The sequence below is a fragment of the Pseudonocardia sp. NPDC046786 genome (assembly GCF_040645415.1).
In the GTDB taxonomy this organism is placed as follows: domain Bacteria; phylum Actinomycetota; class Actinomycetes; order Mycobacteriales; family Pseudonocardiaceae; genus Pseudonocardia; species Pseudonocardia kongjuensis.
Genome location: NZ_JBEYYF010000043.1, coordinates 1 through 25,869, shown reverse-complemented (window position 1 = coordinate 25,869; position 25,869 = coordinate 1). Strand labels below are relative to the sequence as shown.

The window sequence follows — 25,869 nt, the reverse complement described above, 5'->3', positions numbered from 1 at the left end:
GCTGCGCAAGATCACATTCAAGCGATCTTGCTCCGTGGCGGGCCAGAAGCCGGGAGCCACGCCGAACCGCCCATCACGCAAAGTGCGCCAGAGCCAAGGTCCGCGACGGCTTCGATGGTGGTCCCACGGGTGGTCGTGCTCATGATGCTGCTCCCTCGCTCGTGCCGGACGACTCCTCGGCCAGCAGGTCGTCGAGGCGCCGGTAGCGCTGCTCGACCTGCTGCCGGTACCGCTCGATCCAGGCCGTCATCAGGTCGAACACCTCTGCCTCGAGGTGCACCGGACGCCGCTGGGCCTCCCGGCTGCGCCGGACCAGCCCCGCGTCCTGGAGCACCTTGATGTGCTTCGACACGGCCTGCAGGGAGACGTCGTAGGGCTCGGCGAGCTCGTTGACCGTCGCGTCGTCGGCGGCCAGCCGGGCCACCATGTCGCGGCGCAGCGGATCCGCCAGTGCGGCGAACACCTTCGAGAGCCGGTCCTCCACGTCCCCTCCTTGCTCAACCTTTCGGTTGAGCAAGAAGCTAGCGGAGAACCGGCCCGTATTCAACCCGGAAGTTGAACTAGCTGAAGGAGCCGGGCAGCGAGCCGTGCGGCACGTAGTCGGACGGGACGACGCCGAGCCGTCCGCGCTGGTAGTCCTCGAACGCCTGGCGCACCTCGGCCTCGGTGTTCATCACGAACGGGCCGGCCCAGGCGATCGGCTCCCGGATCGGCAGCCCGCCGAGCACCACGACGTCGAACGCCGGATGCCGGGACTCCTGGGAGACGGTGCCGCCCACGGCAATCGTGTCGCCGGGGCCGAACACCGCGAGCTGGCCGGTGCGGATCGGCCGCCGGTCGGCGCCGACCGTGCCGGAGCCGCCCAGGACGTAGACGAGCGCGTTGAACGGGCGCGGCCAGGGCAGCCGCAGCTCGCCGCCGGGGGAGACGGTCGCGTGCACCATCGCCATCGGGGTGTGCGTCGCGCCCGGCCCGGAGACCCCGGCGACGTCGCCGGCGATCACCCGCAGCAGCGTGCCGCCGTCCGCGCTCGCGACCAGTGCGGACTCGCCGCCGCGCAGGTCCTGGTACTTCGGCGGCAGCCACTTGTCCTGCTCGGGGAGGTTCACCCACAGCTGCAGGCCGTGGAACAGCCCGCCGGTGCGGACCAGCGCCTCCGGCGGGCGCTCGATGTGCAGCAGCCCGGAGCCGGCCGTCATCCACTGGGTGTCGCCGTCGGTGATGGTGCCGCCGCCGCCGTGCGAGTCGCCGTGCTCGAAGGTCCCGTCGATGATGTAGGTGACCGTCTCGAAGCCGCGGTGCGGGTGCCAGGAGGTGCCCTTCGGCTCGCCCGGCGCGTACTCGACCTCGCCCATCTGGTCCATGTGCAGGAACGGATCGAGATCGCGCAGGTCGACGCCGGCGAACGCGCGGCGGACCGGGAAGCCCTCGCCCTCGTAGCCCTTCGGTGCGGTGGTGACCGAGCGGACGCCGCGGTCGAGGTCGGTCGGGCCCGGCTCGGGGACGCGGGGCAGCGTGCTGACGTCGGTGACGGTGACGGCGGGCATCGGATCCTCCCGGATTCGGCGGTGGTTGCACGCTCAACAATCAGGGTAGCGGTGCTGTTCCCGGGCGGCCAGACTGACCGGCGATGCCCGCACTGTCGCAGTCCGCCGCCGCCGAGCTGCTCGGCTCCGCCCGGGTCGCCCGGCTCGCCACGATCCGGCACACCGACGGCACCCCGAGACTGGTGCCCATCACGTTCGCGCTGGTCGACGGCATGGTGGTGTCCGCGGTGGATCGGGTCAAGGCGAAGCGGCACACCCGGCTGGCCCGGTTGCGCGACGTCGCCGCCGATCCGCGGGTGGGTCTGCTCGCCGATCACTACGACGACGACTGGTCGCAGCTGTGGTGGGTCCGGGTCGACGCCGTCGCCGAGCTGCACACCGACGGCGAGCTGTACCGGCGGGCGATCGCGGCGCTGGTGGCGAAGTACCCGCCGTACGCGGCCGAGCCGCCGGACGGGGACGTGCTCGTGCTGGTCCCGGGGCGCTGGACGGGGTGGGGCGCACACTGAGGAGTGCGCGGCCGGTCACCGGAGGTCGGCGAGGAAGCCGGTGATCGCGGCGGCGGTCTCGTCCGGCAGCTCCAGGTGCGGTGAGTGCCGGCACGGCAGCTCGGTCACGGTGACCGGGCCCGCCGCCCGCTCCGCGACGCTGCGGACGTGCACGATGCTGCCGTACGGGTCGTCGTGGCCCTGGATCCCGAGCACCGGTGCGGTGATCGCGCAGAGCTCGTCCCGGACGTCCCAGGCCCGGAACTCCTCGGCCAGCCACATGTCGTTCCAGCCGCGGAAGGCGGCGTCCGGGTCGTCGTGGTGGCGGGCCATCCGGCTGCGCAGGTCACCCTGCTCGAACGCGGTCCGCGCGGCCCGGATCTCGGCCAGCGCGAAGTCCTCGACCAGCACGTGCGGGGCCAGCACGACCACCCCGGACACGTCGAGCCGGGCCGCGGTCAGCAGCGCGATCGTCCCGCCGTCGGAGTGCCCGAGAAGGACCGGACGGCGCAGGTCCAGCGCCGAGCACAGCGCCGGGACGACGACGGCCGCCTCCTCCGCCATGAACGACGTCGTGCGCGGGGTGCGCGGCCGGTCCGAACGGCCGTGCCCGAGCCGCGAGTAGGCGACGGTGCGCCGGCCGCTCTCCGCCGCCATCCGCCGGTGGAATCCGCGCCACAGGCCGACCGAGCCGAGGCCCTCGTGCAGGAACAGCAGCGGCGCGAGATCGGGGGAACCGGGCACGTCGTCGAACTCGTAGCGGAGGCCGTCGAGTTCCAGCAGCGTCGTCGCGGGCACGATCGATCATGCTAGGTGCTGCGCGACCGCTGTTCGCGCCGGTTCGTCGCGTTCGCACGGGATCCGATCCCGTGCGAACGCGAGAAACCCGTGCGGATCCGGGCGAGGGGGGCCGGACACCCGTGGGCGGAGCCGGGTGTGTCCGGTTGCGGGTGATCGTGCGGTGCTGCAAGGTTCCGCCGTGTCCGTCGTCCGGCAGCATCCCGTCCGACCGTCCGGCCGGATCACACGCCTGGTCGTCGCGCTGGTCGCGGTGCTCGCGACCGTCACCGGCTGCGCCGGCGCGACCGACGGGCAGACGGTGCGGCTCGCCCAGTTCCCGTGGAGCGCCGCGAAGCTGACCAACGCGATCCTGGCCGAGGTCGTCGCCGCTCACCCGGATCTCGGCGTGGGGGAGCTGAAGACCATCCAGGTCGGGCCCGCAACGGCGTGGGCCGGCGCCCAGCGCGGCGATGTCGACGTGCTCACCGAGGTCGCGATGCCCAACCAGTCCGAGCTCGCCGCGAAGGCGGAGCCCCGGATCGGGCTGGTACACCCGACCTACGACGGCGCCGAGCAGGGCTGGTACGTCCCCACCGCGATGCTCGGCCCCGGGCAGCCGCTCGAGGGGCTGCGCAGCGTCACCCAGCTCAACGACTACGCGGCTGCGCTGGACAACCGGCTGGTCGACTCCGATCCGAGCTTCCTCACCACCGAGCAGAACGCGAAGCGGCTCGCCGGCTACGGCCTGGACCTGGAGCAGATCACCTCCAGCGAGGCCGCGCAGATCGCCGAGCTGCGCCGGGCCGCGGAACGCGGGACGCCGATCCTGGTCTACCTCTACCGGCCGCACTACGTCTTCGAGGAGATCGAGCTGACCAGGCTGGAGGAGCCGAACCCGGCTCGCGACGACTGCTTCACCACCGGCGACGGGGCCTGCGCGATGCCGGCCTACTCGGCGTGGACCGCCGCCGCCGGTGACCTGACGACGGCCGCCCCGCGGTTCGCGGAACTGCTCGGGCGCTTCGAGCTGCCGCTGGCCGACGTCGAGCAGATGCTGCAGCGGGTGGACGTCGGCAACGAGGACGTCGAGATGGTGGCCCGCGAGTACGTGGCCGCCAACCCCGACCGGGTCCGGGAATGGGTGGGTGCACCGTGAGCACGATGATCGAGGTCCGGAATCTGACGAAGGTGTTCGGCGCCGCCAAGGAGATCGACGACGCCGTCGCACTGGCCGGGGACGGGGTGGGCCGCAGCGAGATCCAGCGACGCACCGGCGCCACCCTGGCCGTGCACGACGTGTCGTTCGACATCGCCGCCGGCGAGCTGTTCGTGATCATGGGGCTGTCCGGGTCCGGGAAGTCGACCCTGGTCCGGCTGCTGAACCGGCTGATCGAGCCGACGTCGGGGACGATCGGGATCGACGGGCGCGATCTCGGGTCGCTCGGCGACGCCGACCTGCGGACCCTGCGTAACAACCGGATCGCGATGGTGTTCCAGCACTTCGCGCTGCTGCCGCACCGCACCGTCCGGCAGAACGCCGAGTACGGCCTGCAGATCCGCGGGACCGCCGCCGCGCAGCGCCGGGAGAAGGCCGAGTGGGCGCTGGAGCAGGTCGGCCTGGCCGAGCGCGCCGACGCCTATCCCGGCCAGCTGTCCGGGGGGATGCAGCAGCGGGTCGGGCTGGCGCGGGCGCTGGCCGCCGACACCGATGTGCTGCTGATGGACGAGCCGTACTCCGCGCTGGACCCGCTGATCCGCCGGGACATGCAGCAGCTGCTGGTCCGGCTGCAGCGGGAGCTGCGCAAGACGATCGTGTTCATCACTCACGACCTCAACGAGGCGATGCTGCTCGGCGACCGGATCCTGCTGCTCAAGGACGGCCTGCTGGTCCAGGTCGGGACCGGGCCGGAGATCCTGGAGTCCCCGGCCGACGACTACGTCGCCGAGTTCGTCTCCGACGTCGACCGCAGCCGGGTGCTGACCGCCGCGGACGTCATCCGGGAGCCGCGAATCACGGTGCGGCTCGCCGAGCGGCCGGCCGATGTGCTGGTGCGGCTCGGGCAGGCCGAGGCGACCGGCGCCTACGTCGTCGACGACGACGACCGCATCCTCGGCGTGATCCGGGACGACCGGCTGGGGCACGCCGCCGGTCGCGGCGCCGACTCGATCGAGGAGTCCGCGCTGGTCGCGGAGTACCGCACGACCGAGCCCGACCGGCCGCTGATCGACCTGCTGCAGGACGTCGGCCGCAATCCGGTCCCGCTGGCGGTCGTGCAGGACGGCCGGTTGCGCGGCGTCGTGCCGCGCGGCGCCGTGCTGGCCGCGCTGTCCACCCTGCCCGACCGGAACGGGAGCCGCTGATGCCCAGGATCGAGCTCGGGAGCTACGTCGAGGCGTTCGTGCTGTGGCTGCTCTCGGCGATCCCGGCCCTGCTGGACGGGATCAGCGCGGTCGTCACCGTGGTCGTCGAGGCGCTGACGGCGGTCTTCGCCGGCCCGCCGTGGTGGGTCTGGCTGGTGTTGCTGACCGTCGCCGCGCTGTTGGTGCGCGGCTGGGGCCTGGCCGTGTTCACGCTGCTCGGGTTCGCCCTGATCGACGCGTTCGACCTGTGGCAGGAGACCATGGAGACGCTCGGCGTGGTGCTGGTCGCCGCGCTGATCGCGACGGCGGTCGGGGTGCCGCTGGGGATCTGGGCCGCCCGCAGCCGGTCCGTCGGTGCCGCCCTGCGCCCGCTGCTGGACCTGATGCAGACGACGCCGGTGTTCGTCTACCTGATCCCGGCGGTGTTCTTCTTCGGTATCGGCGTGGTGCCCGGCGTGGTCGCGACGACGATCTTCTCCATTCCGCCCGCGGTCCGGCTCACCGAGCTGGGGATCCGCGGCGTCGATCCGGAGGTCGTGGAGGCGGCGCACGCGTTCGGCGCGCACCCGCGGCAGATCCTGCGCGAGGTGCAGCTGCCGATGGCGCTGCCCTCGATCATGGCCGGGATCAACCAGGTGATCATGCTGGCGCTGTCGATGGTGGTGGTCGCCGGGCTGGCCGGTGCCGACGGTCTGGGGACGGTCGTGGTGAGCGCGGTGACCCAGCTCGACATCGCCGCGGGCGTCGAGGGCGGGCTCGCCGTGGTGATCCTGGCGATCTTCCTCGACCGGTTCACCGCTGCGCTCGCCGAGCGGCCCGGCCGCGGCCTGCTGGCGACGCTGCGGACCCGCCGCCCCCAGCCCACCGCCGAAGCACCGCCGCCCGCACCCACGATCGCCGCCCCCACCCCCGCCCCCGGTACCTGAGCCCACCCCGAATTCGCGCGGGTTCGTCGCGTTCGCACGGGATCCGATCCCGTGCGAACGGGTCGACCCCGTGCGGCTGATGGAGGCGGTGGGGTGCGCGGGGAGTGGCCGGGGCGGGGGCTCAGGCCCCGGCGAGGCGTTTCGGCGCGACCTGGCGGTAGGCGTCGGTGACGATCTCGGTGATCTCGTCGCGCTCGGCGGCCCGCTCGCCGGTCCCGTCGAGCACCACCCCGAGCCAGCCCCGGTGCCCGACGTAGGCCGGCCGGAAGAACCGGGCCGGGTCCTCGGCGACCAGCTCCTCCTGCACCCCCGGCGGCGCGGCGCACCAGAACGCGATGTGCGGGTGCCCGTGATGGTGCTCGGCGTAGCTGACGAACATCCGCTTCACGAACCAGGACGGCGACCCGTGGCTGATCTTCTCGGTGACCTCGGGCAGCGACAGGCAGATCTCCCGCAGCCAGGGCAGCGGATCGGCGGGATCGGGGTGCCGGGCCGTCATCCGGTCATCCGGTACGTCCCCACCGACCAGACGTTGCCCTCCGGATCGGCCACCGCGAACTCGCGCGACCCGTAGTCCTGGTCGACCGGTTCCATCACCACCCGGGCCCCGGCGGCGACCGCCCTGGCGTGCAGGGCGTCCGGGTCGTCGCAGGTCAGGTAGAGGACGGCGCGTCCGGTGTCGAACCGGTCGTCGACGCCGCGGCGGGCGCCGAGCGCGAGCACCGCGGTGTCGTCGCCGTCGTCCCAGGCCAGCTCGGCGTGTGCGATCACGCCGCCGTCGCCGGCGTGCGCGTTCAGTTCACGGAAGCCGAGCGCGGAGGTGAGGAAGTCGATCGCGGCACGCGGGTCGTCGTAGCGGAGTGTGGTGTGGATGCTCATGCTGTCCGATCCTGCTCGGCGGCCGGGAGCCCGTCTTGTACGAACGGGAACCCGGCCCACTCGGCGCGGAACCCGCCGGGGGTGACACCGGCGAGCGCGCGGAACTCCCGGCTCAGGTGCGCCTGGTCGACGTAGCCGCAGGTCGCGGCGATCTCGGCCAGCGGCACCCGGCTGCCCGAGACCAGCCCGGACGCCCGCGTGAAGCGCAGCACCCGGCCCGCGGTGCGCGGGCCGATCCCGATCTGGGTGGAGAACCGGGACTGCAGGTGCCTGCGGCTCCAGCCGGTCTCGGCGGCCAGCGCGGACACCGGGACCCGCCCGCCGGTGGCGGCGAGCCGGTGCCAGGAGTGCACCACCTCCGGCGCCGGTCGGCGGGCCCGCACGTCCAGCAGCCGCCCGGCCAGCACCTCGTCGACCAGCGCGAAGCGCGCCGGCCAGTCCGGTGCGGCGGCGAGCCGCTCGGGCAGCGCGGACAGCACCGGATCGGCCAGCTCGTCCAGTGCGGGGACCGCGCCGTTCGGCAGGGCCCGGCCGCCGAGCAGGGTGTAGAGCCCGATCGGGGTCAGATCGACCTGGACCCCGGCCTGCGGTCCGGTGAACCGGGTCAGCACCCAGCTGTCGCCGAGCCCACCGACGAACGCGGCAGTCGTCGTCCTGCCGACGGCCGGGCCGGACAGCTCCAGCGGATGGAACCCGATGACGAGCGCGATGCCCGCGGCGGGCGCCTGCCGCCGCTGCACCGGCGCCGCGGACTCCTCCCGGTAGCCGAGGTAGCGCAGCACGAAGGGACGCAGCGCGGCCGGCGGTCGCGCCGGCCGGTACTCCCCGTCCATGACGGCATCGTGCCAGGGTCGCGGCTGCTCCGGCAGCTGCTGCGGGTGGACGGCCATGGCGTCGCGCGCGGCCCGGCGTCCGGAACCGGCCCACCCGGGCGCGGCGACGGCGCGGCGCCGACCGCGACCGCGGGTCTCAGACGAGTGCGAGACCGGCGGCGAGCCCCAGCATCACCACGGCGACGGCGCCGTCGAGCACCCGCCAGGCGGACGGCCGGGCGAACAGCCCGGCCAGCCGGGACGCGCCGAAGCCGAGGCCGGCGAACCAGAGCAGGCTGGCCGCGACGACCCCGGCGGCGAACGCCCACCGGCCGTCCCCGTGCGCGGCGGCCAGCGACCCGAGGACGAGCAGGTCCAGCAGCATGTGCGGGTTCAGGAAGGTCAGCGCGGCGGCGGTGCCCAGCACCGGCGCCAGCGGCCGGGCCGCGCCCGTCCGGTCGGTGGTGAGGACGCCCGGCCGCAGCGCCCGGCGCAGCGCCAGCAGCCCGTAACCGGCCAGGTAGGCCACCCCGCCCCAGCGCACCGCCTCGGCCAGCCCCGGCACCTCGCCGAGCACCAGCCCGACGCCGGCGACGGCCGCCGTCACCAGCAGCAGATCGGCCAGCACGCAGAACGAGACCACGGCCGGCACGTGTTCCCGGCGCAGCCCCTGGCGCAGCACGAACGCGTTCTGCGCCCCGATCGCCGCGATCAGTGACAACCCGGTCCCGAACCCCACCACCACGCTCACGGTCCGGACGCTAGGCCGGGTACCTGCGGATCAGCGCAGCAGTTCATGTTCGGTCATGAAGCTTAGAATTGCTTCATGTACGACCGGGACCGGCTGGCCACCCTGAGCGCGGTCGTCGAGCAGGGCAGCTTCGAGGCGGCGGCCGAGCGGCTGGCGATCACCCCGTCCGCGGTGTCCCAGCGGATCAAGGCGCTGGAACGGCAGGCCCGGCAGATCCTGGTCCGCCGGTCCCGGCCGTGCACCGCCACCGAGGCGGGCCGGACGCTGCTCCGGCTGGCCCGGCAGGTCGCCCTGCTGGAGGGCGAGGTGGCGCGCGATCTCGGTGGGCACGATCCGGCCGGGACGGTGCACCTGCCGATCGCGGTGAACGCGGACTCGGTCACGCACTGGTTCCTGCGCGCCGTCGTGCCGCTCGCGCAGCGCCACGGGGTGCGCCTGGACCTGCACATCGACGACGAGGAGCACACCGCGGCGCTGCTGCGCGAGGGCGCCGTGGTCGGGGCGGTGACGACGTCGGCCGCGGCGGTCCAGGGCTGCGCGGTGCAGCCGATCGGGGCGACCCGCTACCGGCCGGTCGCCGCCCGCGCGGTGTATGACCGCTGGTTCGCCGGGCGCGACCCGGCCGAGGCGTTCCCGCTCGCACCGCGGGTCGACTTCGGGACGAAGGACCGCCTGCAGACCCGCTTCGTCCGGCAGCTCACGCACCGGCCGTGCACCGGGACGGCGCACCGGGTGCCCGCCGCCGACGGCTACCACGACGCCATCCGGGCCGGGCTCGGCTGGGGGATGTTCACCGACGTCCCGGCCCGCGCGTCCGCCGACCGCGGCCGGATCGTGCTGCTGGACGCGCAGCGGTATCTCGACGTGCCGCTCTACTGGCAGCACTGGAAGCTGAGCACCACCGTGCTGGACGCGCTCACCGCGGCGGTGCAGGAGGTCGCGGCCGGGATCCTGGTCCCGCCGGCGGCGCGCTGAGCCGGCTCAGATCCCGGAGCGCCAGGGCCGGCCGAGCCGGATGTCGCAGGTGATGTCGCCGCGGTCGGTGCCGGTCAGGTCGGCGATCAGGTCACGGACCGCGTCCTCGGCGGCGCGCGGATCGTCGACCGTGGTCGACGCCTCGATCCCGGGCACGTAGAGGGTGAGCCTGCGGTCCGCCCGCCAGGCCACCACCTCGTAATGGCGCGCTCCGGTCACGGTCTCCACGGTAGCCCGGTGACGCCGCCGCGGGCAGGTTCCGTCGGGCGAGGCAGCGGCCCGGCGCCGGGTCAGCCGACGGTGGGTTCCGGGGCGCGGCCGGCGTCCTCGCCGGGCTGGGCGTCGGACGGGCCGAGCAACGGCTCGGCGCCCGGCTCCGGGGTGACGGCCGGCTGGTCCTGTTCCGGCGGCGGCTCGGGCAGCTCCTCGGGCGGCGGGGGGAGCTGCTCCTCCGGCGGCGGCGTGGGGGTCGGGGGCGCACTGCTCGCCGGGGTCGGCTCCGGCGTCTCGGCCGGCTCGTTCGGGCCGAGCGTCGACGGCGGCCGCCCGATCGCGCGGAACGTCGGGAACTCGGCGACCTCGCCGGTGCGGACCGCGCCGGACATGAACTCCTGCCACATGTCGCCGGGCAGGTCCTTGCCGCTGATCGGGGTGCCGGAGGCGTCCCGGATGGGGTCGTTGCGGTCGGTCCCGACCCAGACCGAGGTGGCCAGCCCGGGGGTGAACCCGGCGAACCAGGCGTCGTTGTTCTGGCCCTCGAAGCGGGACTGGACGGTGCCGGTCTTGCCGGCCGCCTCCTGGCCGCGGGGCAGCTGCAGGCCGTCGTTGGGCAGGACGTTCAGCATCGTCTCGGTGACGTTGCGGGCGACCTGCTCGGGGAACCGTTGCTCGCCCTCGCCGGGGGAGTACTCGTAGAGCACCCGGCCCTCCGAGTCGACGACCTTGGAGACCAGGTGCGGCGCGTGCCAGACCCCGCCGGCGGCGATCGTCGCGTACGCCGACGCGAGCTGGACCGGGGTGACCTCCTTGTTCCCCAGCGGGAGCCGCGCGTCCGGGTTGTCCAGGGACGCGGTGATCCCGGCCAGCCGGGCCGCGTCGGCGACCTTCTGCGGCCCGACCTGGGCGGCGAGCTTGGTGAAGACGACGTTGTTGGAGATCGTCATCGCCTGTTTGAGGTCGCAGGTGGGGCAGTTCGCGCCCTCCGCATTGCGCAGGCCGGGCCGCTCGGAGCCGTCGAACTCGGTGCCCAGGCCGATCGGCGGGTCCTCCAGCAGGCCGGCGAGCACGGCGAACGGCTTGAACGTCGAGCCGGGCTGCTTGAGCACGCGCGCGTAGTCGAGACCGGTGCCGTTCTCCCCGCCGTAGTAGGCGACGATCCCGCCGGTCCGCGGGTCGATCGCGACGGCGCCGGTGCGCAGCTCCTCGGGCTGGCCCTCCATCTCGGCGCGCACCGCGTCGGTGAGCTGCTGCTGGCGCTGCGGGTCGACGGTCGTGGTGACCTGCAGGCCGCCCTGCGCGAACGCCTGCTCGGAGATGCCCAGCGATCCCAGCTCGGACCGGACCGCGTTGAGGATGTGCCCGCGCTCGTCGGTCAGTGACGACGACCGCGAGGTGTTCTCCGGCGGGATCGTCGCCGGGAAAAGCGCGTCGTCCCGGTCCTCCCGGGAGATCCAGCCCTGCTGGGACATGCCGTCCAGCACGAACGCCCAGCGTTGCCGGGCCCGGTCCGGCGCGTTCGCCGGGTCCCAGTTGGACGGTGACTGGATGATCCCGGCCAGCAGCGCACCCTCGCTCGGGGTGAGATCGGCGGCGGGCTTGCCGTAGTAGGCGAGGCTGGCGGACTCGATGCCGTACGCGCCGCGCCCGAAGTAGATCGCGTTCAGGTAGTCGTTGAGGATCTCGTCCTTCGACTTCTGCCCGGAGACCTTCAGCGAGACGATCAGTTCCTTGTACTTGCGCCAGTACGTCGCGTCGTTGCCGACCAGGGTGTTCTTGACGTACTGCTGGGTGATCGTCGAGCCGCCGCCCGCGCCGCCGGTGAGCTGGTTGACGACGGCGCGCAGGATCCCGGTGATGTCGAAGCCGGGGTTCGAGTAGAACGTCCGGTCCTCGGCCGCGAGCACGGCCTCGCGCACGTGCACCGGGATCGCGTCCATCGACACCTTGATCCGGTTGCCCTGCTCGGGGACCAGCCGGGCGAGCTGCTCGCCGTCGGTGTAGGACACGGTCGCGATCTGGTTGTTGACGGCGTCGTCCGGGCTGGGGATCGGGAAGATCAGCCAGCCGATGCCGAGCAGCAGCAGCGGCAGCAGCACGATCGACGCCGCCCCGCCGACCAGCGAGTAGCGCACCTGCTTGCGGCGGCGCGCCGTCCGCTGCTGCGGGGTGAGCGCGGCCTTCGCGTCGGCGTCGAGGATGCCGAGCCGGCGGCGGACGGTGCCGATCCCGGGTCCGACCAGCGCGACCAGCCGGTCCAGCGGACGCTCCGGTTCGGCCCGGCGGCGCCGGCGGGGTGCTGCGGTGAGCGCGGTCGCGCCACTGTCGCCGGGTGCGCTGAGCGCTGTGCTGCCGCTGTCCCCGGGTGCGGCGGCCGCCGTGGTGCGGCTGTCGGGTGCAGCGAGCGCGGTGGTGCCGGCCCTGGCAGCGGCGGCCGGCTGCCCGGTCGCCGGTTCGGGGCGGCGGCGCCGGCCGCTCCGGGGCGCCGCGGCGCGCTCCGGGGTGTCCCGGGCGCCCTGCGCGGCGGCGGGGACGGTGCCGGAGGGATCCAGCGGCGTCGCGGCACCGGGCCGGTCGCCACCGGGGGCCGGACCGGACCCCGGCCCCGGACCGGCCGGGGACGGTGCGGGGGTGCCGCGCGGCCCGGTCGCCGCGGCGTCGTCGGTCCGGGGCGCGGGGGCGGCGGGGGTGCGGCCCGCCGGGTGCGCGGTGGGGCGGGACCCGGCAGGCCGGGCCGGCGGTGCGGGGGCTGCATGGGTTGCGGGGGTGGCCGGGCCTGCCGGTGCAGCAGGGCCTGCCGGTGCAGCACGGCCTGCGGTGCCCGCGCGGCCGGTGCGACCTGCGGGAGCCACCGGGGCTGCGGGAGCCGCCGGGGCTGCCGGTACCGCGGGGGCCGCCGGGGGCCGGCCGGTGGCCGGGGGTCCGGCCGGGCCGCGGTCGCCGGTTCCCGGGGCCGGCGCCGGTCCACCGGAGGGGCGCCCGGCGGCGGGCGGCCCGCCGGGGACGGGGGAGCGGCCCGGCCCGGCGGGCGGTGCACCGGCACCGGGCCCGCGCGGCACGGTGCCGCCACGGACGCGGAGCCCGACCCTGGTCGGGCTCTCGGTCCCCGGTGCGCTCCGGCCGTTCGCGACGGGGGCCGGAGAAGAACCCGGGCGCTGCGGGCCGCCGGGCGCGGGCGCCGGGTCCGGGTGTCGCACCGGCCCGGCAGGTCCGGCCGGACCCGCGGTTCCGGCGTGTCCGGCGGGTCCGCCCTGGCCGGCGGTTCCGGCCGGGGTGGTGGCCGCGCCCGGCTGCCGCGGCGCCGCCGGCCGCTGCGGTGCCGGACGGTCCTCCGGTGCCGCCCCGGGACGGTCCTCCCACCCCGCCGCGGCGCGCTGCGACGGTGCCGGCCCGGGCTGCTGCGGGGCGAGCCCGTCGGGCGTGCGGCCGGCGTCGCGGAAGGAGGGGTCGCCCTCCGGGGCCGGCCGGCCGTGCCGGGGGACGCCACCGGAGCCGTGTCCCGGCCGGGCGTGCTCGCCGGAGTCGTGCCGGCCCCGCGGGGCGGCACCCTCGCCGTGCCGCGGCGACCGGCCGGAGCCCGGGCGGGCGATCTCGTCGCTGCCGTGGCGGCCACCGGCGCCTTCGGCGGCGCGTTCGGCGGCGCGTTCGGCGGTGCGGAGGCCCCGGCCCGGGTGGTCGGGGTCGTACGGATCGGCCAGGTCGACGGAGCGCCGGGACCGCGGGGGCGGGGGCGGGCCTGCGGTCAACCGCCTCTCCTCTCACGGTCCGTTCGTCGGGGAGCCCGCCGTACGGTCGGGCTCCGTCATGGTGCGCGCTCGTCCGGCCAACGAGTTACCGGAGCGTTGCGTTGTGCCGATCTGATCGACATCACTCGAATGTCGGCACGTCACGGGGGTCGTGCGTCGGTGCGTGACCGTTCCGGCCGGGGAGCATCCGCCGCTCGTCCCATCCTGCCTCGGCCGGTCGGCGGACACGGCCGGATGATCCGTCCCGTCGAGCAGCGGGTACCTGGGTGCGACGACGCGCAGCACACCGGGAGCCGGACGGGCCGGGTGCCGTCGGGCACGGGCCGTGCGGCGGGCCGCCGGCGCCGAACGACGGCCGGGCCCGGCCGCTGCATCCCTGCGCCGCGCCGGACGGGGCCGTTCAGCCGCCGAGCAGCACGGCCATCCGGTCCTGCAGGGCCTCGGCCGCCGACAGCGGACGGACCATCACGGTCAGCTCGCGCACCCGTCCGCCGGTGTCGGTCCGGAGCAGGTCGATGCCCTGCACCTCGCGGTCGCCGACCAGGGCGGTGAACTCGAGGACGTGGCCGTCGTCGCCGGTGAACTCCGCGACGTAGCGGAACTCGGCGAACACGGTCAGCACCGCGGCGAGGATCGCGCGGAGCGGTTCGCGACCGTGGTACGCGCGGTGGACGACGGGGGAGCGGAACACGACGTCGTCGGTGCAGAGTTCCACGGCCGCGTCCGGATCGCCGGCCTCGATCGCGGTGCGGAAGCGCTCCGCCGTGCTGCTGCTCATCCGATGATCATGCCGCAGCGGTGGACGACGCCGTGCCGAGCACCCCGGCCAGCAGCTCGAAGGAGCGCAGCCGGTCCTCGCCGCGGAAGGTCGACGTCGTCACCATCAGCTCGTCCACGCCGGTGCGCGCCACCAGATCCTCGACGCCGGCCCGGACTGTGTCCGGGGCGCCGATGATCTGGTCGGCCTGGCGTTCCGCGACGAACGCGCGGGCCTGGTCGGTCCACTCGAACGCGGCGACCTCCGCCGGGCCGGGCAGCGGGCGCGGGTTCCCCAGCCGCAGGTGCAGGAACTGCAGCGCCGCCGGGAGCGCGAGCTCGCGCGCCGCGTCGTCGGTGTCGGCGCAGAACACGCTCGCCGCGAGCATCGAGTAGGGCTCGGCGAGCGTCGCCGACGGCCGGAACCGGTCCCGGTAGACCTGCAGCGCCGGCAGCGTGTTGCGGCTGCTGAAGTGGTGGGCGAACGCGAACGGCAGTCCCAGCATCCCGGCGACCTTCGCCGAGTAGTCCGAGGAGCCCAGCAGCCAGAGCGACGGCGCGTTCCCGGCCGCCGGGACGGCGAGCACGTCGGCGTCGCCGCGGAAGTAGGACGCGAGCTCGACCAGCTGGTCCGGGAAGTCGTCGGGGGCGTGCAGCTGTGCCGCGGAGATCCCGCGCAGGGCGGCCGCGGTGCGCGGGTCGGTGCCCGGCGCGCGGCCGATGCCGAGGTCGATCCGGTCCGGGTGCAGCGCCTCGAGTGTCCCGAACTGCTCGGCGACGACGAGCGGCCGGTGGTTCGGCAGCATCACGCCGCCGGACCCGACCCGGATCCGCTCCGACGCGCCGGCGAGGTGCGCGATGAGCACCGGCGGCGACGAGCTCGCGATGCCCGGCATGGCGTGGTGCTCGGCCACCCAGTAGCGGGTGAAACCGAGCTCGTCGGCCCGCTTGACCAGCCGCGTGCTGTGCGCCAGCGCGTCGGACGCCGACGAGCCCTCGGCGACGGGGACCAGGTCGAGGACGGAGAGAGGGACCACGGGAGGTGCAACACGGGGGTCGCCGCCGGTCTTCCCGGCGGAGCGGCCGTTCGACGGGTGCGGCGCCCGAAACCGGTTCGCGGGCTGCTACTAGCATCGACGACGCTCCACGTGGAGCCCCATCCGATCGTGACCGCCCTGGAGGCCGCACCGTGTCCGCACCGCCCGCCCCGCCCGCGTCCGCCCCGATCCGGGTGCCGGCCGGGACGACCGCCGGCGCGCGCGTCCGGGAGGGGGGCCTGCCGACCAGCGGTCCCGAGGCGATCGTCGTCGTCCGGGACACCGAGGGGAACCTGCGCGACCTGGCCTGGGCCCCCGAGGCCGACACCGAGGTCGTCGCGGTGGGCGCGAACACCGAGGAGGGCCGCAGTGTCATCCGGCACTCGGCGGCGCACGTCCTGGCCCAGGCCGTCCAGCAGCTGTTCCCGAAGGCGAAGCTGGGCATCGGCCCGCCGATCACCGACGGCTTCTACTACGACTTCGACGTCGAGGCCCCGTTCACACCCGAGGATCTGAAGAAGATCGAGTCGGCGATGAAGAAGATCGTCAAGTCCGGTCAGCGGTTCTCCCGGCGCCGGTTCGCCGACCGGGACGAGGCCCGCGCCGAGTTGGCCGACGAGCCGTACAAGCTGGAGCTGGTCGAACTCAAGGGCAACAGCGACGCCGAGGTCATGGAGGTCGACGGCTCCGGTGAGCTGACGATCTACGACAACGTGCACGCGCACACCGGCGACACCGTCTGGTCCGACCTGTGCCGCGGCCCGCACCTGCCGACCACGAAGTTCATCCCGGCGTTCACGCTGACCCGCAGCGCCGCCGCGTACTGGCGCGGCGACCAGAACAACGCCCAGCTGCAGCGGATCTACGGCACCGCCTGGGAGTCGCAGGAGGCGCTGGACGCCTACCTGGAGCGGATCGCCGAGGCCGAGCGCCGCGACCACCGCAGGCTCGGCACCGAACTGGACCTGTTCAGCTTCCCGGACGAGATCGGCTCCGGGCTGGCGGTGTTCCACCCGAAGGGCGGGATCGTCCGCAAGGAGCTGGAGGACCTGTCGCGCGAGCGGCACGCCGAGGCCGGCTACGAGTTCGTCTACTCGCCGCACGCCACCAAGGGCCAGCTGTTCGAGCTGTCCGGGCACCTGCAGTGGTATGCCGAGGGCATGTACCCGCCCATGCAGCTCGACGCGGAGTACACCGCCGACGGCGAGCTGCGGCGGCCGGCCGTCGACTACTACCTCAAGCCGATGAACTGCCCGATGCACAACCTGATCTACCGGTCGCGCGGGCGCTCGTACCGCGAGCTGCCGCTGCGGCTGTTCGAGTTCGGCACCGTCTACCGGTACGAGAAGTCCGGCGTCGTGCACGGCCTCACCCGGGCCCGCGGCTTCACCCAGGACGACGCGCACATCTACTGCACCCGCGAGCAGATGGGCGACGAGATCCGCAGCCTGCTCCAGTTCGTGCTGGACCTGCTGCGCGACTACGGCCTCGACGACTTCTACCTCGAGCTCTCCACCCGCAACCCGGAGAAGTCCATCGGCGACGACGCGTCGTGGGCCGAGGCGACCGAGGCGCTGCGAACCGCGGCCGAGAGCTTCGGCCTGGAGCTGCGGGACGACCCGGGCGGCGCCGCGTTCTACGCGCCGAAGATCTCGGTGCAGGCGCGCGACGCGATCGGCCGCTACTGGCAGATGTCCACCATCCAGGTCGACCTGATGCTGCCGGACCGCTTCGAGCTGGAGTACACCGCGCCGGACGGCTCGCGGCAGCGCCCGGTGATGATCCACCGCGCGCTGTTCGGGTCGATCGAGCGGTTCTTCGGCGTGCTGACCGAGCACTACGCGGGCGCGTTCCCGGCCTGGCTGGCGCCGGTGCAGGTGGTCGGCATCCCGGTCACCGACGGCCAGGAGGACTACGTCCGCGACATCGCGGCCCGACTGCGGCGCAAGGGCATCCGGATCGACGTCGACGCCGGTGACGACCGCATGCAGAAGAAGATCCGCACGCACACCCTGCAGAAGGTGCCGTTCCTGCTGCTGGCCGGCGCCCGCGACGAGGAGTCCGGCGCGGTCAGCTTCCGGTTCCGCGACGGGTCGCAGCGCAACGGCGTGCCGGTCGACGAGGCGGTCGAGCAGATCGCGTCCTGGGTCGCGTCGCGGACGAACGTCTCGCCGACCGCGGAGAGCTTCGGCACCGGCGCCTAGGATCGGCTCATGGAGCAGGAGTGGGTCCCGCAGGAGGGTGTCGGGACACCCGACGGGTTCGCCCGGCTGTGGACCCCGCACCGGCTGGCCTACATCAAGGGCACCACCGACCCGGGCTGTCCGTTCTGCCGGATCGCCCGGGGGGAGTCGCTCGAGGACTCCACCGACCCGGACGCCGACAATCTCGTCGTCGCCCGCGGCGCGGAGGTATTCGCGCTGCTCAACCTGCACCCGTACAACCCCGGGCACCTGATGGTGCTGCCGTACCGGCACGTCGGTGAGCTGGAGGACCTGACCGGCTCGGAGTCCGCCGAGCTGATGGACTTCACCCGCCAGGCCGTGGTGACGATGAAGAAGGTCGCCGCGCCGCACGCGTTCAACGTGGGGCTGAACCTCGGCCACCTGGCCGGTGGGTCGCTGGCCGACCACCTGCACCAGCACGTCGTCCCGCGCTGGGGCGGGGACGCCAACTTCATCGCCGTCGTCGGCCAGACCAAGGTCATCCCGCAGCTCCTTGCGGAGACCAGGGACCAGCTGGCCGCCGCGTGGGTGAGTCCGCGGCGGGAGGACCCGCGGCCGGACTAGGCTGGAGGCGTCCCGTTCGAGAACCTGGAGCGCACGGCGCACGATGCTGAACATGTTCGCCCGCGGGCACGTCAACCGGCTCACCGACCCGGTCGGCCGCGCTCTGGTCGAGCGCGGTGTCAGCCCGGACGCGGTGACGGTGCTGGGCACCGTCGGCGCGATCGCCGGCTCGCTGGTGTTCCTGCCCGCCGGGTGGCTGGTGCTCGGCGCGGTCGTGGTGACGCTGTTCGTGCTCACCGACCTGATCGACGGCGCCATGGCCAGGGCGCTGGGCGGCGGCACCCGGTTCGGCGCGGTCCTGGACTCCACCTGTGACCGGATGGTCGACGGGGCCCTGTTCGGCGCGCTCGCCTGGTGGGCGCTGACCGGCGGCGCGGAGCCGGTCGCCGGCGCGGCCGCGCTGGTCTGCCTGGTCGGCGGCCAGATCGTGTCGTACGTCAAGGCGCGCGCCGAGTCGGTCGGGCTGACCGCCGAGGGCGGCTTCGTCGAACGGGCGGAGCGGCTGATCCTGGGTCTGCTCGGCGCGTTCGTCTCCGGGCTCGGGGTGCCGTACGCGCTGACCGTCGCGCTGCTGCTGCTGGCCGCCGGGACGGTGGTGACCCTGGGCCAGCGGATCCTGGCGGTGCGGCGCAGCGCCCGCGAGGTGCCCCGTGTCTGAGGTCCGCGGCCGCCTCCGCGAGGCGGTCGCGAGAGCCGGCTACGCCGCGGGCTGGGCGGTGGCCGGCCGACTGCCCGCCTGCGTCGCCGGGCGGGCGTTCGACGCGGGTGCCGATCTCGCCACCCGCCGGGACGGTCCGGGGGTGCGCCGGTTGCGGGCGAACCTCGCCCGGGTCCGGCCGGACGCCGATCCGGCCGAGCTGGACCGGCTGGTCCGGCGCGCGATGCGCAGCTACGCGCGCTACTGGCGGGAGGCGTTCGCACTGCCGTCGCTGGATCCGGACGCGCTGCACGCCGCGATGCACCCGCACGCGCACGGTGTCGCCGCCTCGCTGGAGCCGCTCACCCGCGGCCGAGGCGTGCTGTACGCGCTGCCGCACGGCGGGAACTGGGACGTCGCCGGCGTCTACCTGGTCCGCGAGCTGGCCCGGCGCGGGCACGATCCGGTGATCACCACCGTGGTGCAGCGACTGCGTCCGGAGTCGTTGTTCCGCCGGTTCCTGGCCTACCGGCGCGCGCTGGGCTTCGAGGTGGTCGCCGCCGACGACCCGCGCGGGGCGCACCGGGCGCTCACCGCGCGGCTGCGCGCCGGCGGGGTGGCGTGCCTGATCGCCGACCGGGACCTGTCCGGCCGGGGCGTCGACGTGTCGTTCCTCGGTGCGCCCGCCCGGCTCCCGGCCGGTCCGGCGCGGCTGGCCCGCAGCACCGGTGCCGCGCTGCACCCGGCCTACCCGGTGTTCGCCGGCGACGCCTGGGGGGTGCGGGTCGGCGCGGAGATCGCGGTCCCCGCGCAACGGTCGCGGTGGTCCGACGCGAAGGCGGTGCAGGCGCTGGCCGACGCGTTCGGCGAGCTGATCGCCGAACGGCCCGAGGACTGGCACATGCTGCAGCCGATCGGGGCCCCGGCGTGACCGGCGCACTGCGGATCGGGATCGTCTGCCCGTACTCGCTGGACGTCCCCGGTGGCGTGCAGAACCACGTCCTGGACCTGGCGGCCGCGCTGCGCACGCTGGGGCACCGGGTCGAGGTGCTGGCCCCGGGCGTGCGGGAGGCGCCGGAGTTCGTCACCCCGCTCGGCCGGGCGGTCGGCGTCCCCTACAACGGCTCGGTCGCCCGGGTCACCTTCGGGCCGCTCACCTACCACCGGGTACGACGCTGGCTGGCCGAGCACGATCTCGACGTGCTGCACCTGCACGAGCCCACCACCGTCAGCGTGTCGGTGCTGGCGCTGCTCGCCGCGGGCGGCCCGATCGTCGTCACCTTCCACACCTCGACCGAGCGGTCCCGCGCGCTCGCAGCGTTCGGCGGGATGATCCGGCCGCTGATGGAGAAGGTGACGGCCCGGATCGCGGTGTCCGCGACCGCCCGGCGGGTGCAGGTCGAGCACCTCGGCGGGGACGCCACCGAGATCCCGAACGGCGTCGACGTCGCCCGGTTCGCCCGCGGACCGGCGCTCGACGAGCTCGTCCCCGGCCTCCCGCGCGGCACCCGGGTCGGGTTCGTCGGCCGGTTCGACGAACCGCGCAAGGGCATGCCGGTGCTGCTCGACGCGCTGCGCGGGCTGCCGGCGCGGTACCGGGACCTGCGGCTGCTCGTCGTCGGGCGGGGTGACGGCGCCGCGCTGCGCCGGGCCGCCGGGCCGGAGCTGGCCGGGCGGATCGACCTGCTCGGCGCCGTCGACGAGCAGACCAAGGCGGCGGCGCTGCGCGCGATGGACGTCTACTGCGCCCCGCACCGGGGCGGCGAGAGCTTCGGGATGGTGCTGACCGAGGCGATGGCGGCCGGCGCGCCGGTGCTGGCCGCCGACATCGAGTCGTTCCGCGCGGTGGTCGGCGGTGGTGCGGGCAGGCTGTTCCGGGCCGGTGACCCGGCCGCGCTCGCCGGTGCGCTGGCCGGGATGCTCGACGACGACGCCGGCCGGGCCGCGCTCGCCGTCGCCGGCCGGGCCAGGGCGTCCCGTTACGACTGGCCGGTCGTCGCGGCCGAGGTGCTGCGCGTCTACCGGGCGGCGATCGCGGCTGGTCCGCGCGCGTCCGCCGGGGGTGCGGCGTGACCGGCGGTGCGATGGCAGTCGGCGTGCTGCTGCTGCTCGTCGTGGCGGCACTCACCGTGTGGTGCCTGACACGGGTGCGCAGGCTGCACCGCCTGCACGCCAGGGTGGACGCCGCCCGCAGCGGGCTCGCCGCGGCACTCGAGCGGCGGGTCCGGGTCGCGCTGAAGGTCGCCGAGCTGCTCGACCCGCCGCGCGGGGCGTCGCTCGCGGCCGCGGCGACCGCCGCCGGGGCCGGTTCCGCACCGGCCGCCGACGGCCGCGACCCGGCCGGGACCAGGGAGTCCCGCGAGATGGCCGAGAACACGCTGACCAGGGAACTCGCCGCGCTCGGCGGGGCGGTGCCGGACCCGCGGCTGGCCGCCGAGCTGGACGACGCCCAGCAGCTCGTCGTGCTGGCCCGGCGGGTGCACAACGACGCCGTCCGGGACACCCGGGTGCTCCGCTCGCGCCGGCTGGTCCGCCGGCTGCAGCTGTACGGCACCGCGCCGGAGCCGGTGTACTTCGAGATCGTGGATCCGGAACCCGTGAGTTCCCGGTACCGGGCTGACGTAGGATCGACCCGTCACCGCACCGTCATGTGAGGAGCTCCGATCACCCGTGTCCGCAGCCGATAACACCCCGGAGAACGCTGGTCCGCAGCACGGCACCGCGCGGGTCAAGCGCGGCATGGCCGAGATGCTCAAGGGCGGTGTGATCATGGACGTGGTCACCCCGGACCAGGCGAAGATCGCCGAGGACGCCGGCGCCGTGGCCGTCATGGCCCTCGAGCGCGTGCCCGCGGACATCCGCGCGAACGGCGGTGTGGCCCGGATGTCCGACCCGGACATGATCGCCGGCATCGTCGAGGCGGTGTCCATCCCGGTGATGGCGAAGGCCCGGATCGGACACTTCGTCGAGGCCCAGGTCATCCAGTCGCTGGGTGTCGACTACATCGACGAGTCCGAGGTGCTCACCCCGGCCGACGAGGCGCACCACATCGACAAGTGGGCGTTCACCGTGCCGTTCGTGTGCGGCGCGACGAACCTCGGCGAGGCGCTCCGCCGGATCTCCGAGGGCGCGGCGATGATCCGGTCCAAGGGCGAGGCCGGCACCGGCAACGTCGTCGAGGCCACCCGGCACATGCGCTCGATCCGGTCCGAGATCGGCAGGCTCGCCTCGCTCGACGCCGCCGAGCTCTACATCGCGGCCAAGGAGCTGCGCGCCCCGGTCGAGCTGGTCGCCGAGGTCGCCCGCACCGGCAAGCTCCCGGTCGTGCTGTTCACCGCGGGCGGCATCGCCACCCCGGCCGACGCGGCGATGATGATGCAGCTCGGCGCCGAGGGCGTGTTCGTCGGTTCCGGCATCTTCAAGTCCGGCGACCCGGCACAGCGCGCGTCGGCGATCGTGAAGGCCACCACCTTCCACGACGACCCGGACATGATCGCGAAGGTGTCCCGCGGCCTGGGCGAGGCGATGGTCGGGATCAACATCCCGGACATCCCGGAGGACCAGCGCTACGCCTCCCGCGGCTGGTAACACCGCCCGCAGCAGTCCCGTCGAGCCCCGCCCGGTTGGTCCGGTCGGGGCTCGACGCGTGTGCGGCACCCGGGGGACGTGGCTCCACGGCGGGGTGAACGATCCGGCCCCTCGGAAGTGGCCTGTGTCCGTTCCCGACACGTTTCGTGGTCACTCGCAGGCGGGGTTGCCTACTCGATGTGGTGACAGCGGTGCGCGTGATGACGGTGTGGCATCTAGCGTCCTCGGGGAATCACGAGACCGATGGGGCGGAGGAGCCTGATGGGACGCTCTGTGCGAGCCGCAGCGATCGCCGCGGCCATGCTGATCAGCCTGCCGGCGGCGGCGTTCGCCGACACCGGGGCCGCGGCGCACCCGGGAGCGGTCGCCGCGGTGGACTGCCCGGCCCCGGGTGCCGGCGCCGCTCCGGCCGGCAGCGACCCGGCCGGGACCGCTCCGGATGCCGGCTCCGCTCCGGATGCCGGGACTGCCGTGGGTGGGGGCTCCGCTCCGGGTGCCGGCTCCGCTGTGGGTGGGGCCGGCGTGGGGTCCGGCCCGGACGCGGGAGGCGGTGACGGTACCGCCGGGACGGGGAAGCCCGGCGGCACCGGTACCTCCGCGGCCGGGGCAGCGGGCTCCGAGATCGCCCCCGAGGCCCCCGGTGAGGAGACCGGTTCGGGCGGCTCCGGTGACTCCGGCCCGGGGCCGGATGCCGGCTCCGGGCCGGGCGACGGCTCCGACTTCGGCTCCGGTCCCGGCAACGCCGCCCCGGGCCCGGGAGACGACCCGGCCCCGGGCGACGGACCCGGATCGGGCGGTGCCACCGGTCCCGGAGCTGTGCCGGGTCCGGGCGACGACCCGGGTCCGGGATACGACGCGGCGGGTTCCGGCGGCGCCCAGGTGTCCCCGGGCGGCACGACCGACCGGGCGACCACCGACCCGGCCGACTGCGATCCGGCCGCCACGCCGCCCGACGACCCGGCCGCACCCGCGACCCCGTCGGACCTGGCCGGCCCGTCGGATCCGGCCGGCCCGTCGGACCTGGCCGCGCCCGGGGCCTACGCCGGCGCGGACACCAGCGCCGCGACCGCACACGGCTGGGGCGAGCCGGACCACGTCGACGAGTTCGACACCGAGCTCAGCGGCTGGAACCTCTACGACGGCCCCGGCCACGCCGGCGAGGGCACCCGGTCCCCGGCCGCTGCCTCGGTCGAGAACGGGATCCTCACCATCGACGGCGACGCCGACGGCACCACCGCCGGCATGGCGTGGACCGGGAACAGCCAGAAGTACGGCCGCTGGGAGGGCCGCGTCCGCGCACCCGAGTCGGACCCGACGTACAACGCGCTGCTGCTGCTCTGGCCCACCGCGGAGGACTTCCCGGTCGGCGGCGAGATCGACTTCATGGAGATGACCGACCACACCCGCCAGACGACCGAGCTGTTCCTGCACTACGGCGAGGACAACAGCCAGGTGCAGGGCGAGGTCGAGATCGACGGGACGCAGTGGAACAACTGGGCCGTCGAGTGGACGCCGGACAGCGTCGTCGCCTACGTCAACGGCGAGGAGTGGTGGCGCACCGAGGACACCTCGATCCTGCCGCCCGGCCCGATGCACCTGTGCATCCAGCTCGACTGGTTCCCGGACGGCGACGGCGGGGTGGCGCCATCGAAGATGGAGGTCGACTGGGTCCGCCAGTACTCGCTGCCGGAGTCCGAGACGACCGGTGCCGCCGAGGGACTCGTCCAGACGCTGGGTGAGCGGATCACCGAGGGCATCCGCGATCCGGTGCAGGGCGCCGCGACCCGCGCGCCGAGCGGGCACTGACCGACCGGCCGGACACACCGAGATGCAGATCAGCGGGCCCGTGCGAGGGCGACGCCCGCTGATCTGCATCTCGGCGGGTCCGGGGGTGCGCCTTGCCGCGGGTCGAGCGCGCGGCGAGACGCATCCCACCGCGCGCCGCGGGCCCGCGGCGGCGAGGATCGTCGCCATGCACGTCCTCGTCGTCGGCGCCACCGGCTACATCGGTTCGCGTCTCGTCCCGCGCCTGCTCGGCGACGGGCACGCGGTCCGGGTCCTCGCCCGCACCCCCGCGAAGGTCCAGGTCCATGCCTGGGCGGACGCGGTCGAGGTGCTCCCCGGCGACGCGACGGACACCGCGGCGCTGCGCGCGGCCTGCACGGGCGTCGACGCCGTCGTCCATCTGGTGCACGCGATGGACGGCCCCGGTTACGCGGACCGGGACCGGGACGCCGCCCGGGCGCTGGCCGACGGCGCCGCCGCTGCGGGCGTCCGGCGGATCGTCTACCTGGGTGGGCTGCAACCGGACGACGACGACACCGGCACCGTCTCCGGGCACCTGAGCTCGCGCCGCGAGGTCGGCGACATCCTGCTCGACGGGCCGGTGCCGGTCGCCGTGCTGCGCGCCGGGATCGTGGTCGGGACCGGCTCGGCGAGCTTCGAGATGATCCGGCACCTGACCGACGTCGCGATGGGCGGCCCGCTGGTGCTGCCGCTGCCGGATCGGTTGTGGAACCGGATCCAGCCGGTCGCGGTGGACGACGTCCTGCACACCGTCGCCGGCTCCCTGGAGCTGCCCGTCGAGGTGGACCGGGCGTTCGACATCGGCGGGCCGGACGTGCTCACCTACCGCGCGCTGATGAGCGGGTACGCGGCCGAGGCCGGTCTGCGCCGGCCGCTGCCGCTGCCGGTCCCGCTGTCGGCGCCCCGGCTCACCGCGCGCGCGGTCGCTGCGCTCACCCCGGTGGACCGGGCGCTGGCCCGGCCGCTCGTCGAGTCGATGCGGCACGAGCTGGTCTGCGACCCGGCCGACCTCAAGGCCCTCGACGCGCTGGTCGGCGCCCCGCCGGGCGGCCGGACGCCCTACCGCACGGCCGTCCGCCGCGCCCTGGACGGGATCGGTGCCGCCGGGCCCGGCCCGTCCGACCCGCCCGGCACGGGCCCCGCCGAGTGGGCCACCACCGACGCGCAGGACGTCGACGCGCCGGCGCACGCGGTCTGGTCGGTGATCGAGACCCTCGGCGGCGAGCACGGCTGGTACACCGTGCCCGGGGTGGCGACGGTGACCGGCTTCCTGGACGTGCTGGCCGGCGGCCGGCTGCCGCGCCGCCACTCCGACGGCCCGCCGCGGCTGCTCGTCGGTGAGCCGCTGGACCGCTGGGTGATCGAGTCGGTGGAGCCGGGGGAGCGGCTGGTGCTGCGTGCGGCCGCCCCGCTGCCCGGGGTGGCGCGGCTGGAGCTGCGGGTCCGCGCCACCGGCCGGCTGACCAGCCGCTACGAGCAGACCGTGCGGTTCACTCCGCGCGGGCTGGCCGGACGCCTGGCCTGGCTGGCCGCGTACCCGGGCCAGCGCTTCGTGTTCGCGGTGATGGCGCAGACCCTCACCGGCGTCGCGCACACCCGCTACCAACGGCAGCTGCGCAGCCCGTCGAGGAGGTGACGGCCCGGTACACACCCCGTGGCCCCGGCTCACACCTGCTGCGACGGAACTTCTACGGGCAGACCGAGATGTCCCCGCTGGCCACCATCCTGCGGCCCGAGGAGCAGCTGGAGCGGGCCGGGTCGGCCGGCCGGGCGTC

The 25,869-nt window shown here is 74.7% G+C and carries 25 protein-coding genes; 14 read left to right on the top strand and 11 right to left on the bottom strand.

Annotated features, from left to right (window positions below; translation table 11 throughout):
- Positions 1-139 precede the first annotated feature (139 nt).
- The gene (locus tag ABZ881_RS29970; protein ID WP_358489257.1) at positions 140-484 is read right to left on the bottom strand and encodes a metalloregulator ArsR/SmtB family transcription factor; all 345 of its coding nucleotides are present in this window, start codon (positions 482-484) and stop codon (positions 140-142) included.
- Between the two features lie 76 nt (positions 485-560).
- Positions 561-1,547, bottom strand: a complete 987-nt coding sequence (locus tag ABZ881_RS29965; RefSeq protein WP_358489255.1) for a pirin family protein — start codon at positions 1,545-1,547, stop codon at positions 561-563.
- Between the two features lie 83 nt (positions 1,548-1,630).
- Here ABZ881_RS29965 and ABZ881_RS29960 point away from each other — a divergent pair, with 83 nt between their 5' ends.
- On the top strand, positions 1,631-2,056 hold the full coding sequence (locus ABZ881_RS29960; RefSeq protein ID WP_358489253.1) for a TIGR03668 family PPOX class F420-dependent oxidoreductase: 426 nt from the start codon (positions 1,631-1,633) through the stop codon (positions 2,054-2,056).
- 15 nt (positions 2,057-2,071) lie between these two features.
- On the opposite strand, the gene ABZ881_RS29955 is transcribed toward ABZ881_RS29960, so the two are convergent.
- On the bottom strand, positions 2,072-2,833 hold the full coding sequence (locus ABZ881_RS29955) for an alpha/beta hydrolase (protein WP_358489251.1): 762 nt from the start codon (positions 2,831-2,833) through the stop codon (positions 2,072-2,074).
- Positions 2,834-3,014: 181 nt separating this feature from the next.
- Between ABZ881_RS29955 and ABZ881_RS29950 the strand changes: the two genes are divergently transcribed.
- Genes ABZ881_RS29950 through ABZ881_RS29940 form a run of 3 tightly spaced genes read left to right on the top strand, consistent with a single transcriptional unit; the run spans position 3,015 to position 6,102 of the window.
- Positions 3,015-3,971: a glycine betaine ABC transporter substrate-binding protein gene (locus ABZ881_RS29950; protein WP_358489248.1), complete on the top strand. Its 957-nt coding sequence runs from the start codon at positions 3,015-3,017 to the stop codon at positions 3,969-3,971.
- Positions 3,972-3,976: 5 nt separating this feature from the next.
- Positions 3,977-5,176: a glycine betaine/L-proline ABC transporter ATP-binding protein gene (locus ABZ881_RS29945; RefSeq protein ID WP_358489246.1), complete on the top strand. Its 1,200-nt coding sequence runs from the start codon at positions 3,977-3,979 to the stop codon at positions 5,174-5,176.
- Entirely contained in the window at positions 5,176-6,102 is a 927-nt protein-coding gene (locus ABZ881_RS29940) for an ABC transporter permease subunit (RefSeq protein ID WP_358489244.1), read from the top strand. The genes ABZ881_RS29945 and ABZ881_RS29940 overlap by 1 nt, the downstream gene beginning before the upstream one ends.
- A 121-nt stretch (positions 6,103-6,223) precedes the next feature.
- Here the strand turns inward: ABZ881_RS29940 and ABZ881_RS29935 are convergent, their stop codons facing one another.
- The 4 genes from ABZ881_RS29935 to ABZ881_RS29920 all read right to left on the bottom strand — a co-directional run bounded on the left by ABZ881_RS29935 (position 6,224) and on the right by ABZ881_RS29920 (position 8,544).
- Complete coding sequence (locus tag ABZ881_RS29935; RefSeq protein WP_358489243.1) at positions 6,224-6,601, bottom strand: MmcQ/YjbR family DNA-binding protein; 378 nt, start codon at positions 6,599-6,601, stop codon at positions 6,224-6,226.
- Positions 6,598-6,981 carry a VOC family protein gene (locus ABZ881_RS29930; protein WP_358489242.1) on the bottom strand — a complete coding sequence of 128 codons (384 nt, stop codon included), beginning with the start codon at positions 6,979-6,981 and terminating at the stop codon, positions 6,598-6,600. The genes ABZ881_RS29935 and ABZ881_RS29930 overlap by 4 nt, the downstream gene beginning before the upstream one ends.
- Positions 6,978-7,814 carry a helix-turn-helix transcriptional regulator gene (locus ABZ881_RS29925; RefSeq protein WP_358489241.1) on the bottom strand — a complete coding sequence of 279 codons (837 nt, stop codon included), beginning with the start codon at positions 7,812-7,814 and terminating at the stop codon, positions 6,978-6,980. Before ABZ881_RS29925 ends, ABZ881_RS29930 begins: the two co-directional genes overlap by 4 nt.
- 136 nt (positions 7,815-7,950) lie before the next feature.
- Positions 7,951-8,544, bottom strand: coding sequence for a LysE family transporter (locus tag ABZ881_RS29920; RefSeq protein WP_344026020.1), 594 nt, complete (start codon positions 8,542-8,544; stop codon positions 7,951-7,953).
- Positions 8,545-8,619: 75 nt separating this feature from the next.
- On the opposite strand from ABZ881_RS29920, the gene ABZ881_RS29915 reads away from it, so the two are divergent.
- Positions 8,620-9,519 (top strand): LysR family transcriptional regulator ArgP, encoded by a 900-nt coding sequence (locus ABZ881_RS29915; RefSeq protein WP_344026018.1) that lies wholly within the window; start codon positions 8,620-8,622, stop codon positions 9,517-9,519.
- A 6-nt stretch (positions 9,520-9,525) separates the two neighbouring features.
- Here the strand turns inward: ABZ881_RS29915 and ABZ881_RS29910 are convergent, their stop codons facing one another.
- The 4 genes from ABZ881_RS29910 to ABZ881_RS29895 form a co-directional block, all read right to left on the bottom strand.
- A complete protein-coding gene (locus tag ABZ881_RS29910) occupies positions 9,526-9,738 on the bottom strand; it encodes a hypothetical protein (protein WP_344026016.1) in 213 nt (70 codons plus the stop codon).
- 71 nt (positions 9,739-9,809) lie between these two features.
- Positions 9,810-12,587 (bottom strand): transglycosylase domain-containing protein, encoded by a 2,778-nt coding sequence (locus tag ABZ881_RS29905; RefSeq protein ID WP_358489240.1) that lies wholly within the window; start codon positions 12,585-12,587, stop codon positions 9,810-9,812.
- 1,294 nt (positions 12,588-13,881) lie between these two features.
- A complete protein-coding gene (locus ABZ881_RS29900) occupies positions 13,882-14,259 on the bottom strand; it encodes a nuclear transport factor 2 family protein (protein WP_358489239.1) in 378 nt (125 codons plus the stop codon).
- A gap of 7 nt (positions 14,260-14,266) precedes the next feature.
- Positions 14,267-15,274 carry an LLM class flavin-dependent oxidoreductase gene (locus tag ABZ881_RS29895; protein WP_358489238.1) on the bottom strand — a complete coding sequence of 336 codons (1,008 nt, stop codon included), beginning with the start codon at positions 15,272-15,274 and terminating at the stop codon, positions 14,267-14,269.
- A 152-nt stretch (positions 15,275-15,426) separates the two neighbouring features.
- On the opposite strand from ABZ881_RS29895, the gene thrS reads away from it, so the two are divergent.
- The 9 genes from thrS (at position 15,427) to ABZ881_RS29850 (ending at position 25,730) form a co-directional block, all read left to right on the top strand.
- Entirely contained in the window at positions 15,427-17,478 is a 2,052-nt protein-coding gene (thrS, locus tag ABZ881_RS29890; protein ID WP_358489236.1) for a threonine--tRNA ligase, read from the top strand.
- A 9-nt stretch (positions 17,479-17,487) separates the two neighbouring features.
- The gene (locus ABZ881_RS29885; RefSeq protein ID WP_344029862.1) at positions 17,488-18,063 is read left to right on the top strand and encodes an HIT domain-containing protein; all 576 of its coding nucleotides are present in this window, start codon (positions 17,488-17,490) and stop codon (positions 18,061-18,063) included.
- 43 nt (positions 18,064-18,106) lie between these two features.
- Entirely contained in the window at positions 18,107-18,721 is a 615-nt protein-coding gene (pgsA, locus tag ABZ881_RS29880) for a phosphatidylinositol phosphate synthase (RefSeq protein WP_358489234.1), read from the top strand.
- Positions 18,714-19,631, top strand: a complete 918-nt coding sequence (locus ABZ881_RS29875; RefSeq protein WP_358489233.1) for a phosphatidylinositol mannoside acyltransferase — start codon at positions 18,714-18,716, stop codon at positions 19,629-19,631. Before pgsA ends, ABZ881_RS29875 begins: the two co-directional genes overlap by 8 nt.
- Before the next feature lie 8 nt (positions 19,632-19,639).
- On the top strand, positions 19,640-20,773 hold the full coding sequence (locus tag ABZ881_RS29870) for a glycosyltransferase family 4 protein (RefSeq protein WP_358489258.1): 1,134 nt from the start codon (positions 19,640-19,642) through the stop codon (positions 20,771-20,773).
- Positions 20,774-20,784: 11 nt separating this feature from the next.
- Positions 20,785-21,354: an NUDIX hydrolase gene (locus ABZ881_RS29865; protein WP_358489231.1), complete on the top strand. Its 570-nt coding sequence runs from the start codon at positions 20,785-20,787 to the stop codon at positions 21,352-21,354.
- 16 nt (positions 21,355-21,370) lie between these two features.
- Positions 21,371-22,288 carry a pyridoxal 5'-phosphate synthase lyase subunit PdxS gene (pdxS, locus tag ABZ881_RS29860; RefSeq protein ID WP_358489229.1) on the top strand — a complete coding sequence of 306 codons (918 nt, stop codon included), beginning with the start codon at positions 21,371-21,373 and terminating at the stop codon, positions 22,286-22,288.
- A gap of 261 nt (positions 22,289-22,549) precedes the next feature.
- A complete protein-coding gene (locus ABZ881_RS29855) occupies positions 22,550-24,094 on the top strand; it encodes a family 16 glycosylhydrolase (RefSeq protein WP_358489228.1) in 1,545 nt (514 codons plus the stop codon).
- Positions 24,095-24,260: 166 nt separating this feature from the next.
- Positions 24,261-25,730 (top strand): DUF2867 domain-containing protein, encoded by a 1,470-nt coding sequence (locus ABZ881_RS29850; protein WP_358489226.1) that lies wholly within the window; start codon positions 24,261-24,263, stop codon positions 25,728-25,730.
- Positions 25,731-25,869: the final 139 nt, after the last annotated feature.

Coding starts and splice junctions, on each gene's coding strand:
- ABZ881_RS29940 (WP_358489244.1), top strand. CDS start 5,176: ATGCCCAGGATCGAGCTCGGGAGCTACGTCGAGGCGTTCGTGCTGTGG.
- ABZ881_RS29960 (WP_358489253.1), top strand. CDS start 1,631: ATGCCCGCACTGTCGCAGTCCGCCGCCGCCGAGCTGCTCGGCTCCGCC.
- ABZ881_RS29900 (WP_358489239.1), bottom strand. CDS start 14,259: ATGAGCAGCAGCACGGCGGAGCGCTTCCGCACCGCGATCGAGGCCGGC.
- pgsA (WP_358489234.1), top strand. CDS start 18,107: ATGCTGAACATGTTCGCCCGCGGGCACGTCAACCGGCTCACCGACCCG.
- ABZ881_RS29965 (WP_358489255.1), bottom strand. CDS start 1,547: ATGCCCGCCGTCACCGTCACCGACGTCAGCACGCTGCCCCGCGTCCCC.
- ABZ881_RS29915 (WP_344026018.1), top strand. CDS start 8,620: ATGTACGACCGGGACCGGCTGGCCACCCTGAGCGCGGTCGTCGAGCAG.
- ABZ881_RS29925 (WP_358489241.1), bottom strand. CDS start 7,814: ATGGACGGGGAGTACCGGCCGGCGCGACCGCCGGCCGCGCTGCGTCCC.
- ABZ881_RS29850 (WP_358489226.1), top strand. CDS start 24,261: ATGCACGTCCTCGTCGTCGGCGCCACCGGCTACATCGGTTCGCGTCTC.
- ABZ881_RS29945 (WP_358489246.1), top strand. CDS start 3,977: ATGATCGAGGTCCGGAATCTGACGAAGGTGTTCGGCGCCGCCAAGGAG.
- ABZ881_RS29930 (WP_358489242.1), bottom strand. CDS start 6,981: ATGAGCATCCACACCACACTCCGCTACGACGACCCGCGTGCCGCGATC.
- ABZ881_RS29935 (WP_358489243.1), bottom strand. CDS start 6,601: ATGACGGCCCGGCACCCCGATCCCGCCGATCCGCTGCCCTGGCTGCGG.
- ABZ881_RS29885 (WP_344029862.1), top strand. CDS start 17,488: ATGGAGCAGGAGTGGGTCCCGCAGGAGGGTGTCGGGACACCCGACGGG.
- ABZ881_RS29855 (WP_358489228.1), top strand. CDS start 22,550: ATGGGACGCTCTGTGCGAGCCGCAGCGATCGCCGCGGCCATGCTGATC.
- ABZ881_RS29865 (WP_358489231.1), top strand. CDS start 20,785: ATGGCAGTCGGCGTGCTGCTGCTGCTCGTCGTGGCGGCACTCACCGTG.